General features: G+C 59.9%; 11 protein-coding genes and 1 pseudogene. 3 read left to right on the top strand and 9 right to left on the bottom strand.

Going from position 1 to position 12,185, the window contains the following annotated elements:
• Window positions 1-47 precede the first annotated feature (47 nt).
• A pseudogene (locus QN222_RS06545) lies at window positions 48-242 on the bottom strand (helix-turn-helix domain-containing protein); the annotation flags it as partial.
• A 186-nt stretch (window positions 243-428) separates the two neighbouring features.
• Here QN222_RS06545 and QN222_RS06540 point away from each other — a divergent pair.
• Window positions 429-2,546: a carboxy terminal-processing peptidase gene (locus QN222_RS06540; protein ID WP_283961175.1), complete on the top strand. Its 2,118-nt coding sequence runs from the start codon at window positions 429-431 to the stop codon at window positions 2,544-2,546.
• A 262-nt stretch (window positions 2,547-2,808) separates the two neighbouring features.
• Here QN222_RS06540 and QN222_RS06535 read toward each other — a convergent pair whose 3' ends face one another.
• The 7 genes from QN222_RS06535 to QN222_RS06505 all read right to left on the bottom strand — a co-directional run bounded on the left by QN222_RS06535 (window position 2,809) and on the right by QN222_RS06505 (window position 9,838).
• Entirely contained in the window at window positions 2,809-3,000 is a 192-nt protein-coding gene (locus tag QN222_RS06535) for a hypothetical protein (protein WP_283961174.1), read from the bottom strand.
• A 267-nt stretch (window positions 3,001-3,267) separates the two neighbouring features.
• Window positions 3,268-4,347 carry a sn-glycerol-3-phosphate ABC transporter ATP-binding protein UgpC gene (locus tag QN222_RS06530; RefSeq protein ID WP_283961173.1) on the bottom strand — a complete coding sequence of 360 codons (1,080 nt, stop codon included), beginning with the start codon at window positions 4,345-4,347 and terminating at the stop codon, window positions 3,268-3,270.
• 1 nt (window position 4,348) lies between these two features.
• Window positions 4,349-5,545 carry a DUF2961 domain-containing protein gene (locus tag QN222_RS06525; RefSeq protein ID WP_283961172.1) on the bottom strand — a complete coding sequence of 399 codons (1,197 nt, stop codon included), beginning with the start codon at window positions 5,543-5,545 and terminating at the stop codon, window positions 4,349-4,351.
• Between the two features lie 33 nt (window positions 5,546-5,578).
• Entirely contained in the window at window positions 5,579-6,427 is an 849-nt protein-coding gene (locus QN222_RS06520) for a carbohydrate ABC transporter permease (protein ID WP_283961171.1), read from the bottom strand.
• On the bottom strand, window positions 6,417-7,361 hold the full coding sequence (locus QN222_RS06515; RefSeq protein ID WP_283961170.1) for a sugar ABC transporter permease: 945 nt from the start codon (window positions 7,359-7,361) through the stop codon (window positions 6,417-6,419). The genes QN222_RS06520 and QN222_RS06515 overlap by 11 nt, the downstream gene beginning before the upstream one ends.
• 57 nt (window positions 7,362-7,418) lie before the next feature.
• Window positions 7,419-8,774, bottom strand: coding sequence for a sugar ABC transporter substrate-binding protein (locus QN222_RS06510; protein ID WP_283961169.1), 1,356 nt, complete (start codon window positions 8,772-8,774; stop codon window positions 7,419-7,421).
• Between the two features lie 59 nt (window positions 8,775-8,833).
• Window positions 8,834-9,838, bottom strand: coding sequence for a LacI family DNA-binding transcriptional regulator (locus tag QN222_RS06505; protein WP_283961212.1), 1,005 nt, complete (start codon window positions 9,836-9,838; stop codon window positions 8,834-8,836).
• A gap of 16 nt (window positions 9,839-9,854) precedes the next feature.
• Here QN222_RS06505 and QN222_RS30380 point away from each other — a divergent pair, with 16 nt between their 5' ends.
• Complete coding sequence (locus tag QN222_RS30380; protein ID WP_369291917.1) at window positions 9,855-10,301, top strand: LysR substrate-binding domain-containing protein; 447 nt, start codon at window positions 9,855-9,857, stop codon at window positions 10,299-10,301.
• Between the two features lie 82 nt (window positions 10,302-10,383).
• Here QN222_RS30380 and QN222_RS06500 read toward each other — a convergent pair whose 3' ends face one another.
• Window positions 10,384-11,295 (bottom strand): SMP-30/gluconolactonase/LRE family protein, encoded by a 912-nt coding sequence (locus tag QN222_RS06500; RefSeq protein WP_283961168.1) that lies wholly within the window; start codon window positions 11,293-11,295, stop codon window positions 10,384-10,386.
• Between the two features lie 283 nt (window positions 11,296-11,578).
• Between QN222_RS06500 and QN222_RS06495 the strand changes: the two genes are divergently transcribed.
• Entirely contained in the window at window positions 11,579-12,169 is a 591-nt protein-coding gene (locus tag QN222_RS06495) for an SOS response-associated peptidase (protein WP_283961167.1), read from the top strand.
• Window positions 12,170-12,185 lie beyond the last annotated feature (16 nt).

Below are 12,185 nucleotides of genomic sequence, written 5' to 3'. Positions count from 1 at the left end.
CAGCCTGCTGACAAACGGCAAACGACGTGACAACAGCGCGCGCCGTGTCACGCCTCTGAAATCAGCTCTCCCAAATGCTGACGGGCCCATTTCACCTCGTCCGATGCGGTGCGGCGAAAATGACGTTTGAAATCGCGGCTGAACGGCGCGGGACTGAGATAGCCGACCGACAATGCGACCTCCGCTATGGTTTTGTTCTGGCGCGCCATCAGAAGCCGCGCCTCGTGAAGTCGCATCGCCTTCGCTTCGATTGTGGCGCCGGCGGACTCAGGTCTTCGGCATCCATCCCTTATGCAAATACGAGGCCGCCGCATACGATATTGCGGGCTTGCAGCAACCTTGCGATCCACCCAGTTGCCAAAAAGCCATAATTGCTTCACCTAGATCGTGCATCGACACTCGGCCTTAAAGAATTGGACCAACGCTGAATGCGCATATCATACGTCTTCCTCGGTGCATTCCTTGCAATTGTCCAGTCGGCATATGCTGAGGTCGCCTCGCCGCCTGTTTTGAAGCCGCTGAAGCAACAGGCACAAGCCGCTCAGTTGAGTGCAAAATTTCTCACGCGTTTCAGCTACAGGCCCGTTCCACTCGACGACGCCTTGTCGGCCAGGATCATGGATCGGTTCATCAAATCACTCGATCCGGACCGCATGCTTTTCCTGCAAGCGGACATCGACAGGTTCATGTCTGACCGCAGTGAGATCGACGACGCCATCGAACGGAGGGACTTGAAGATCCCGTTTGCGATCTTCAACGTGTTTGGGAAGCGCATTGTCGACCGCATGAACTACGCGCGCAACCTCCTGAAAGAGGACTTCGACTTCGGTGCGCAGGAAGACTATCTCGTGCTGCGCGATAAAGCGCCTTGGCCGCAGTCGCAAGCCGAGAGCGATGAGCTTTGGCGCAAGCGCGTAAAGAGTGACTGGTTGCGGTTGAAACTGGGCGGCAAGGCCGACGCGGCTATTCGCGAAACGCTCGACAAACGATATGCAAACGCTCTGGAGCGAGCTCACAAGTATAAAAGCGATGACGTCTTCCAGTCGTTCATGAACGCCTACACGACGTCGGTCGACCCGCACACGGACTACTTCGGCGCGACCGCCTCGGCTGATTTCAATATCGCGATGAAGCTTTCGCTGGTCGGTATCGGCGCGGTCCTGCAGGAACGCGACGACTACACGACGATCCGTGAGCTCGTGCCTGGCGGCCCGGCGCAATTGTCCGGCAAGCTCTCGGTCGGAGACCGCATTACCGGCGTTGGTCAGGGCAGGCATGGGGCGATCAAAGAAGTGGTCGGCACGCGGGTTGATGAAGTCGTGCAAATGATACGAGGGAAAAAAGGGTCCGTCGTGCGCTTGGACATCCTGCCGGCGGATGCCGGAGCAGATGCCACCCATCGCGTTGTCACCCTGGTGCGCGATAAAATCAGCCTAGAAAAGCAGGCAGCCCAGAAGGCCGTGCTCTCTGTGAAAGTGGGCGAAGCCACGCGTAAAATTGGGGTGATTACTCTGCCGGCATTCTATGAGGATTTTGAAGCGCGGCTGAAAGGAGACAAGGACTATAGAAGCGCGAGCCGCGATGTTGGAAAGCTTCTCAGCGAACTGAAGCAGGAACAGGTCGACAGCGTTCTCATTGACGTGCGCAACAATGGCGGGGGTTCGTTGGACGAGGCGATTGCTTTGACCGGCCTGTTCATCGGCAATGGCCCGGTCGTCCAGCAACGCGATAGCGACGGCAAGGTTGCGATAAGAAGCGCTGATTTTCCAGAGCCTGTCTGGACCGGCCCGGTAGGTGTCCTAATCAACCGCGGGTCGGCATCGGCTTCGGAGATCTTTGCCGCGGCAATCCAGGATTACGGTCGAGGCGTGATCGTTGGCGAACCCAGTTTCGGTAAAGGCACCGTTCAGACCGTCGTGGATCTTGATCAGGTGGTTCGCAACAGCAAACCCGAATTCGGCGAGCTGAAAGTGACGATTGCCCAGTTCTTCCGGATCAGCGGCGGTACGACGCAACTGCGTGGCGTGACGCCTGATATCAGCTTGCCGGGACTTTCTGATCCGACAAGATTTGGCGAGACCAGTTATGACAATGCCCTGCCGTGGGCGGAGATCAAGCCCGCGAACTATGCGCCGGCCGACGCTGTAAGGGTGTTGCTGCCGACACTGCAAAGCCGGCATGATGCACGGGCTGAGAGCGATCCGGATTTCCAACGCCTGTCAAAAGACATAGCGGACATGAAGGCCCTGCGCGAGAAAGGGGTTGTCTCCCTCAATGAAGCCGAACGTCGTAGGGAATTGACTGCTCGAGAAAACCGACTCAAGTCTCGAGCGCAAGCAAGCGATGGTGAAGATCCTGGTGGAGATGACGGCCTGGAGGCAGATGAGCGCAGCCTGAGTGCTGATATTGCGCTTGAGAATGCCCGCAAGAACGCAAAGGACGTCTTGCTGCACGAGGCCGCCGCCATTCTTGCCGATGAGGCGGACTTGCGGGAAGGCGCGCTGAAGGCGGCCACAAAACAATCGGAACCCCCGGACGGAAAATAATCATACTCGGCCGGCGCAAACCGCGCGAAGATCGAGGCGCGCGCGAACACGTGCAAACCCCGTCCGGGATAATCGCGCACAGGCTCACGCGCGTCGCGGCATAGGTCTCTGGAGATCGCCGGACGTAATTGCTGCACTTGTATTCTAGATAAGTAATTTGACCCGGCCCCAGCGCCGGGTATCTTTTTTCGGTGCGCAGCTCATGTGCAACCGATCCCGCGCCAGAAAGGAGTGCGGAACCTCAATGGGGTGCGCCAGCTGGCTAATATCGCCACTTCGGGGCGCGCTTCACATTGTGAAGCAACTCGGACGCCGTGGCGAAATCGCCAAAGAGGCTGGTCAAACGCTTTTCTTCCTCTTGGCACAAGCGTTGCCGTTGGCAAAAAACGTGAATATTCCACACCTTAGTAGCAGGTTTCTTAGAAATTTTATCGGCTTCAACGCGTTCAACCATCATGCTCCTCCCAAAGCGAAGGAGACCAGACTATGCTACTAAAGTCTAATTAAGCAAGAAATAAACTAAGTATTACTTATTGCCTCGGCGCACACTCCTCCCGCAGCCTGCAGCCACTGAGCTTTCCAAACGATGTTACGGACCGGTAGTTACCCAGGAGCCGCTCAAGCTTTGCCCGAACGGGCGTCGGCGCTTTAAGCGCCTGCGCCTGGTATGCTTCGCGGCGTCGGCAGAAGGAGGTGCGTCAGTGCGCTGATGAAAAGCGGCTCATGCCTTGAGACTGCCTGTCGTCGCGTCGCCCCTGCCAAGCCGCAAGGTACTTTGGCTGTCAAAAAAGTGGACATCGGCGGAAGCGAAGGCGAGACCGATCCGGTCGCCGGGTGCGAGACTGATGCGCTCGCGAAGCAACATCGCCAGTTGCGTTCCACCAAGCTCCACCAGAAGATGTGTCTCGTCGCCGGTCGGCTCCACGATCAGCACCTTGGCGGAAGGGCCGGTGGCGCCGATCTGCAGCCTGTTGGGCCTTATTCCCGCGACGGCTGTTCCTTTGTGACCCAGATTGCCGACAGGGATGGCGATGCCGCCGGGAGCTCGGAACGTGCCATCGATGACCTCACCCTTGATGAAGTTCATCGAAGGGCTGCCGATGAAGCTCGCGACGAAGAGATTGCGGGGATTGTCGAAAAGCTCTAGTGGCGTGCCGATCTGCTCGACATTGCCGTCGCGCATCACGACGATGCGGTCGGCCATCGTCATCGCTTCGATCTGGTCGTGCGTCACATAGATGCTGGTGGTGCGCAGGCGTTGGTGCAGACCTTTGATCTCGGCACGCATCTGCACCCTGAGCTTGGCGTCGAGATTTGAGAGGGGTTCGTCAAAAAGGAAAACCTCGGGGCGGCGGACGATGGCCCTCCCCATGGCGACGCGCTGACGCTGGCCGCCCGAGAGCTGGCCGGGATAACGGTCGAGCAGACCCTCAAGACCGAGCATGGTTGCCGCTTCGCCGACCTTCTTCTTCTGCTCGTCCTTGGGAAGTCGGGCGAGGCGAAGCGCGAAGGCCATGTTCTCGGCAACGGTCATGTGCGGATAGAGCGCATAGTTTTGAAAGACCATCGATATGTTGCGGTCCTTCGGAGCGACCTCGTTGACGATATCGCCTCCGATCACGACCGCTCCGTCGGAGATTTCCTCAAGGCCCGCGATCATGCGCAGAAGCGTGGACTTGCCGCAACCGGAGGGCCCTACCAGCGCGACGAATTCACCGTCGGCGATCTCGGCCGAGACACCATGGACGATTTCCAGCGCACCATAGCGCTTGACTACATTTCTGATTTCGACGCTCGCCATCTCAGCCTCCCGCTTTCTTCATTGCCGCTTCCATGTTGTGGAACGGTCGGCGATAGGTCGGCACCCGGTGCGCGACGTCGGGGAGCTTGCCGAAGGGCTTGTGCGGCTCTGCCTGGTACCAGAAGGCGACGGAGGAGATATCGTCGGCGCGGCGGTTGGCGTGACCGTGCTCAATCGTCACCCGGATGCTCTTCTGGAAGATCGCTGGATCTTCGATATGCCATCGGTAAAGCGTCACCGGCTCCGTCCAGTTGGGGCCGCCGGCAGCGATAATGCCGTGATAGGGCGCGCTATACGCCTGCGTCGGACACCAGGCGGTGTTGAAATAGTCTTCCGTGCCCGTGCCGTGCAGGGTCGGCGGCCAGGCATCATTGACGCCTGGTTCAGACTCCAGGCGCGGTTCGATCAGAGCCGCCTTCGGACCGATGCGCGGATCGGGCTTGCGGACCGTATCCGGCACCGATAACCCCTGTTCGCCATCGATGAAGATCATGTCGTCGCCTTCGCCGTACCAATCCCAGATTTCGGAACGACGGCGTGAGTAGACGCTGTAGAGGACACCGACGTAGTGGCCGCGGCCCTCTGCTTCGAGGATCGTGTAGTTCTGCCGGCCGTCGACGTTCTCGCCACCGAAGAGGAACTGTTCATTGGTCAGCCCGGCTTCGCTCATGCCCTCTGGCCGGGCCTGGCGGTATTGGGCGTGGAAACGACCCATGTCCTCCTCGAGCACATCGTGAAGCTCGAAGTCGATATAGTAGTAGAAGAGAAGATCGTGTTCGGCCTCGTTGGTGACGGTGAATTTCATGTGCGAGCCGAAGGGCATCGGCAAGTAGCAGTTGAAGGCCTTGCCGTCCTCCGGGCTCGCCTGCATCGGCAGGCTGGCATAGTTGGCGGTGCGGGCGTGGCCCATGCCGAAGAAGTCGCCAATGGGCGCCTCGACGCTCGGTTCGGTCTCTCCGTCCCAATAGGCCCTGAGAACGATCTTGCGCAGGAAATCCTCGCTCTCGCATGCGAGCGTCGCCCAGATATGGGTGATGATGCCGGCGCCTTCGTATTCGCCGATCACCACCGTCTTGCCGGGTTCGATATGCAGCCTGTCGTCATTGCCGCCGGTGCGGTCGTAGCTGGAGAAGCGGCGCGTTTTCGCGTTGCGCAGCTTCGCGAGACCGCGAAGGGGCGAGAGGCCGGCATTGGTCATTCGAATTTCTCCTGTGCAATTTGCTATTGCGGCTCACTTCAGTCCGCTGGTCTTGAGGGAATCCATGATCTGCCTCTGGAAGATCACAAAGAGGATGAGGGTCGGGATGGCGACGATCGTGGAAGCGGCCATCATGTAGTTCCAGGATGCGGAATATTGGCTCTTGAAGTTAGCAATCCCGAGCTGGACGACCCAGAGATTGGGGTCGGAGGTGATGGTGAGCGGCCATAGGAAGGAATTCCAGTTGGCCAGGAAGAACAGGATCGCCAGCGCCGACATGATGGGGCGGCTGAGCGGGAGGATGACGCTCCAGTAGATGCGCCAGTAGCCCGCACCGTCGATGCGCGCGGCCTCCTCGATCTCCTTCGGCAGCGACAGATAGTACTGTCTGAGAAGGAAGATACCAAAGGCATTGAAAATCGCCGGAATGATCAGCCCCGCGTAGGAATTGAGCATGCCCATCGCTTTGACGATGACGAAGAGCGGCACGATGATGACGGGGAGCGAGACGAGGAATGTCGAGAAGATCGAGAGAAACATCACCTCGCGGCCGGGAAATCTCAGTCGCGCCAGCGCGTAGCCGGCCATGGTATGGAAGAAGAGCGCCACGATCGTCACCGTCGCCGACACGAAGAAGCTGTTGACCATGTAGCGGATGAACGGAACGCCGGTCAGCACGTAGATGAAATTGTCGAGGGTCGGCGATTGCGGGATGAGGTTCGAAGAGAACGACTCTGCCGCCGGCTTGAAAGCGATCGACACCATCCAGAGGAGCGGAAAGAGCGTCATGAAGGCGAGGATGGCCGTTACCACCATCCAGAGGCCACGTACCAGCGTGACCTGAGAGCGGGAAAAATAGGGCTGGGGGCGCTTACTGCTCATGATGGAAACGCCCTCCTCGCGTCAGGGCAAAGAACAGCGCCGTCACGATCATGAGCGCCACGACCAGGATGGAGGCCATGGCCGCCGCATAGCCGAAGGCGCCGAAGCCGAAGGCCTGCTGGTAGATGTAGACGATCAGCACCGATGTGGCGTTGGCTGGCCCGCCCTTGGTCATGACGTAGATGATGTCGAAGGCCTGTGCGCCTGCGACGGCCGCAACCATCGACACCATGATCACGAAGAAGCTTGTGGGTTTGAGAAGCGGCAGCGTGATGAACCAGAAGCGGGCGATGGCGCCGGCCCCGTCGATCATCGCTGCTTCGTAATATTGCCGGGGAATGTCCTGCAGACCGCCCAGGAAAATCAGCATGTAGAACCCCATCAGGAACCAGACGCTGACCAGGACAATGGTGATGAGCGCGAAGTTGGGATCGCCGAGGAAAGAGAAGCCGCCGATACCGAGTGCAGCGGTCAGCTTGCTGATCACGCCGATCTTGTCGACCACCATGAATTGCCAGACCAGCGCGACGACGACGAGGCTGACCATATGCGGTGCAAAGAACATCGAACGCATAACGGCGTTGAAGCGATCGGTGCGCTGGACGAGCAGGGCAAGGCCCAGTCCGCAGACGTAGAGCAGCGGGACCAGCATGACCGCGTAGAGTGCGGTGACCTTCGCTCCCTTCCAGAACAGGGGGTCGTTCCACATGCGGAGATAATTCTTGGCGCCGACGAAGGAATAACCGCCAAAACCGTTTACCTCGTAGACACTGAGCACGAGGGATAGCGCCATCGGCACGCCGAGAAAGACGAGCAGCCCCAGCGCATCGGGCAACACGAACAGATAACCCGCGATCCATTCGCGATGCTTGGCGGAAAGACGGGTTCGGCCGGCGTGTCTGCGCCGCGCGGCCGTTTCGGCAATCGTTGTCATGGCGTTATGTCCAGCTTGCTGAGGCGGCCGCATGCGGTGCGGCCGCCGGTTTGGCCGTCAAAGGAGCGGCGCGCCCTGGTAGTTCGAAAGGAACGCGTCGAGCTGCTGGGAGGCGGCCGTCGCCGTGGCTTGCGGGTCGGCGCCGCCCAACTGCGTCTGCTGGATCGCGTCGGAGATGATCTTGTAGACCTCCGGCGGCACGCGCGGTTCCGCCCGGGTTCCGGGATGGATCTCCTTGGCGAATTTGCCGATCATGCCGGTCGAGAAGGCCTCGCCGCCGGCCTTCAGTGCGCTGTTGCGCGGCGGCATGTCCGATTTCCCCTTGGTGCACCAGGTGGCGACCCTGTCGACCGAGCCCTGGTCCATAGAGGCGAGTGCCCAGGCGCAGAATTCGCCCGCAGCGTCGGAGTTGCGGCCCTTGGCATTGGCGACGAATGCCCATCCGCCACCGACGGTCACATATTTGCCGTTCGGCGGCGTGGGCAGCGGGAAGACGCCATACTGGAAATCCTTGGCATTGCTCTGAAGCTGCGAAATGCCCCAGATGCCGACGTTCTGCATGGCGACATAGCCGGATGCGAGGTTGGCGATGGTGTCATGGCCGCCCGCGCCCATGATCTGGCGGGGCGCCACGCCGCTGTTGATCGCATCCTGCCAGAATTTGAGCGCCTGCACCGTTGCCGGCGAATCGAAGCTGCTCTTGCCCTCCGGCGTCTGGAAGTCGCCGCCGCCCTGCCACAGGAAGGGATACCATGTGAAGTTCTGGTAATATCCCGGCTGGGTCTCGAACATCACCCCGAAGCGCTCGGGTGTCGTGAGCTTCTTGGCGACCTCCAGCAACTCCTCCCATGTCTTGGGAACATCGTTCTCGTTGAGGCCAGCCTCTTCGAAAGCCTTGACCGAATAGTACATGGCCATCGGCTCGACCTCCATCGGGATGCCGAAGATCTTGTCGTCCACCATGCGGTTGGCGATGACGCTTCCGGGAAAGTCCGCCTTGGCGGCGTCATCGATGAAGGGGGTCAGGTCCTTGAGGACACCGCCATTGTAGTAGCGCAGGAAGTCGCCCGGCGAGATGATGAAGATGTCGGGTCCTTCGCCGGAGGCAAAGGCGGTGGCCAATTTCGGACCGCTGATATACTCGGAGTTCGGAATGAACTCGAGTTCGATCTTCTGCGGATGGCTGTCGTTCCAGTCCGCGACCGTCTTCTCGAACCACGCGACTTGGCTCGGCACCGGTCCACCCGGCGCATAGAACTGCCAGAATTTCAGCGGCGTTTCCTGTGCCCGCACCGCCAGGCGGTTGATGTAGGGAAATCCGCCGAGGCCAGCGATGCCGCCGGCCACCGCCGCACCGCCCTTGAGCAGCCCACGGCGCGTCAGTGTCGGAAAAGCCTTCTTATTGTCACTCATTTACTTCCTCCCGGGTTTGCTGGTAACGCCCCGGTTCCTCTTCCGGGGGCGGCTCCGCCTCACGCCGTATCGAAGGCGTGAAGGATGCAGGGGACCACCTCCGAGCGAGGCGGCCCAGAATACTCGCCCGACAACCGCTCGAGCAGCATGGCGGTTGCTCTATGGGCAAGCAGCGAAGGGGTGTTGCCGACACGCGCGATCCGCGGCCGCACATATTCCAGCTGTGGCTGGTCGCCGAAAACGGCAATCGCAACGTCGTCGGGAATGCGAATGCCGCGGTCATGGAATTCGGCGATTGCACCCGCCGCCATGAGATAATTGCCGAAAAAGATGACTGAAGGCAGGCGGTCGCCATGGGTTTCCACCAGCCAGCCCACGGCTTCCTGTCCCGACGGGCTGAGATAGGTGCCTTCTCGCCGCAACTCGGCAATCGGTTCCACCCCGTGATCGCGCAGTCCCTGCTCGAAACCCGCCGCCCTTGCCATGGCCTCGGCAAAGAAGGACGGGCCCGTGACCTGCGCGACGCGCTTGTGGCCTTTCTTGGCGAGGTAAGCGCCCATCTGGTAGCCGCCGCCGAAATCGTCGATCTTGACGCTGTCGACCGCAGCGTTGGGCAGGTCACCGATGAAGACGGTGGGGATGTCAATGCCGATCAATGTGTCGTGCATGCCATGCAGGGCAAAATCGCCGACGATCAATCCATCGATCCGACGGTTGCGTATCTGTTTCAGATATTGGTGGCTGTGTTCCTGCGAGTGACCGCCGGGAACGTCGGTGTTGAAGATCAAAAGATCCAGCCCCGTCGCCTCGAGATCGGATTGCGCGGCTCTCACGAGTTCCGGATAGAAAGGGTTGCGGATATCCGGGATCAGCATTGCCACCAGGTTGGTTCGCCCCGTGCGCAGGCTCTGGGCCTGAGGGTTCGGCACGTAACCCAGCTCGGCTATGGCCGCCTCCACTCTTCGACGCATTTCGACCGACACACGGTCCGCGTGGTTCAATACGTGCGAGACCGTGGTCAGAGATACGCCAGCTCGTTTTGCAACTTTCGCAATCGTCGTCATGTAGACTGGATAAGCGATCACAAATCGTTTTGCAAATCGTTTTGCAAAACGATTTGCAAAAATATGCATCGCCGCCCACATCGCGTCCAAGTGGCGGCTCGCCGCGGTTGCCGCGCCGGATTATTTTTCCCAGCATCCTGTACCCCAGACGCCGCAGGACCTGTTCCAACACAACTGCATCAACCAGGCGCGATCGGGCGGGCTTCATGCTTGGGAGTTCGCATGGGACGAGCGGAGTTGCGGGTACGCGTCGACGGGGCAACTGAGATTCAACACAACTCTACCGATGATCGACGCCGTTCTCAGCGGTTTGGGTATCGCATATGTTCCAGAGAATCTGGTGACCGGGCACATCCGGTCGGGCGGCTTGTGCAGGTGCTCGACGACTGCTCGCCTATGTTCGCGGGCTATTGGCTCTACTACCCGAGCCGCCGGCAGAACTCGCCGGCATTTTGTGGTTTGATGATTTTCGTCAGAGCCACACCAGCCGAAGCCGCTTGTGATTTACACCCGGCAGTTGGGCTGAGGACGGTTACCCGATGGGATTAGGGGTGCTGCGCTCCGTTCGCCTTCACATAGATCGAGTAGAGCGACTGGGTGGCGGTGATGAAGAGGCGGTTCTTCTTCGGGCCGCCGAAAGTCAGGTTTGACACCGTCTGTGGCACAAGGATCTTGCCAAGCAGCTTGCCATCCGGTGCAAAGCAATGGACCCCGTCAGCGGCGCTGCACCACAGGTTTCCGATAACGTCAAAGCGGAAGCCGTCCGGATTGCCGTTGTCGATTGAGCAGAAATAGCTGCCGTTTCTCAGTGTGCCGTCTTCGGCCACATCAAAAACGCGGATATGGCTCGGGACCTCATGCTTAGCCGATCCCGAGTCGGCGATAAAAAGGCGCTTTTCATCCGGGGAGAAGGCGAGGCCGTTCGGCTGAATGAAATCGGTGACCACCGCAAGGATTGCGCCCGACAGGGGGTCGATGCGATAGACATTACGCGTCTTCTGTTCGGGCTCTCCTTTGTGGCCTTCATAGTCCGAGACGATGCCGTAGGTCGGGTCGGTGAACCAGATCGAGCCGTCCGAGCGCACCACAACGTCATTTGGCGAGTTCAGCCGCTTGCCCTGGTGGCTGTCGGCGAGCACGGTAATGCGGCCGTCATACTCGGTGCGCGTCACGCGCCGGCCGCCGTGTTCGCACGAGATAAGCCGGCCCTGGAGGTCGCGGGTATTGCCGTTCACGTAATTCGAGGGTGAGCGGAAGACCGAGGCGCCGCCGTCTGGCGACCAGCGCATCATGCGTTCGTTCGGAATATCGCTCCAGATCAGGATGTTGAGGTCGGAAAACCAGACCGGCCCTTCCGCCCAACGGCAGCCGCGATAGAGCTCTTCAAGTGCGGCGCTGCCAACGATCAGGGCCTCGAATCGTTCGTCGCGAATGTCGTAAAGCGGGCCTTCGGCCATAGCGCTATTCCTCCCACGTCCTGCTGCCGTTTCGTAGCGTCAAATCATACAGGGTGCCACCGGCCCGCCACACAGCAATTGTCTTTGAGAAGTATCAATCTGATCGCCGACACTCAAGCAAGCGTGTGCTCGCCGCGCCTCCTCATAGTTTTTCCCGCAGGCACGCGCTGCTCCGCCGGTCGCCGCGCGATCGTTCAAGCCGCTGAAGTGCGCGAGAGCCGCCCTATGTAATGATCGCATCAGTGAAGCGTTACCGTCGAAAGAGACTGCGGAGCGATCGACATTGTGCAATGACTACGAACAACACGTCCGGTATGCCGAATACTGCAAGATGATGCAGGAGTTGGCGCTTGGCATGCCTGCACATCAAGGCGAGGCTGACCTGCCGCAAGCCGATGACATCAGGATCGGTGACCTCGGCCCGGTAATGCGGGCGAGCGGCAATGTAATCGAACTCACCCAGATGCGGTTCGGCTTTCCGCCTAAAGGCCGGGGTGGTCCGGTTTTCAATTTCCGCTCCGAGGGGCGGGATTTCTCCGACAGCAGGCGTTGCCTGGTCCCGGCGAGCGCCTTTTTCGAGTTCACCGGCAAGAAATATCCCAAAGCCAAACATCGGTTCACGCTCGCGGATTACCCGATCATGGCGATTGCCGGCCTGTGGCGCGACGGCGAGGCAAACCAGCCGCCGTCCTTCGCGATGCTGACGACCGAGCCGGGGCCGGACGTGGCGCCGATCCATGACCGGCAGGTCGTCGTTGTTCCACCTCAGCGATGGGCGGACTGGATCTATCTTTCAAGACCGGAGAATGAATTGCTGGCACCTTCTCCGGCTGGCATTCTTCGCGTCGAACGGGTCCGGGCCGGCAGCGATTGAAACGAGTTTCTTTTTC

The organism is Sinorhizobium sp. 6-70, from assembly GCF_030124375.1.
Taxonomy (GTDB): Bacteria; Pseudomonadota; Alphaproteobacteria; order Rhizobiales; family Rhizobiaceae; genus Sinorhizobium.
The sequence above is the reverse complement of the archived record's forward strand: the minus strand, read 5'-3'. Positions and strand labels throughout refer to the sequence as shown.

Excerpts from the sequence above, each read along its gene's own strand:
- QN222_RS06540 (WP_283961175.1), top strand. The coding sequence starts at position 429 with ATGCGCATATCATACGTCTTCCTCGGTGCATTCCTTGCAATTGTCCAG.
- QN222_RS06535 (WP_283961174.1), bottom strand. The coding sequence starts at position 3,000 with ATGGTTGAACGCGTTGAAGCCGATAAAATTTCTAAGAAACCTGCTACT.
- QN222_RS06530 (WP_283961173.1), bottom strand. The coding sequence starts at position 4,347 with ATGGCGAGCGTCGAAATCAGAAATGTAGTCAAGCGCTATGGTGCGCTG.
- QN222_RS06525 (WP_283961172.1), bottom strand. The coding sequence starts at position 5,545 with ATGACCAATGCCGGCCTCTCGCCCCTTCGCGGTCTCGCGAAGCTGCGC.
- QN222_RS06520 (WP_283961171.1), bottom strand. The coding sequence starts at position 6,427 with ATGAGCAGTAAGCGCCCCCAGCCCTATTTTTCCCGCTCTCAGGTCACG.
- QN222_RS06515 (WP_283961170.1), bottom strand. The coding sequence starts at position 7,361 with ATGACAACGATTGCCGAAACGGCCGCGCGGCGCAGACACGCCGGCCGA.
- QN222_RS06510 (WP_283961169.1), bottom strand. The coding sequence starts at position 8,774 with ATGAGTGACAATAAGAAGGCTTTTCCGACACTGACGCGCCGTGGGCTG.
- QN222_RS06505 (WP_283961212.1), bottom strand. The coding sequence starts at position 9,838 with ATGACGACGATTGCGAAAGTTGCAAAACGAGCTGGCGTATCTCTGACC.
- QN222_RS06500 (WP_283961168.1), bottom strand. The coding sequence starts at position 11,295 with ATGGCCGAAGGCCCGCTTTACGACATTCGCGACGAACGATTCGAGGCC.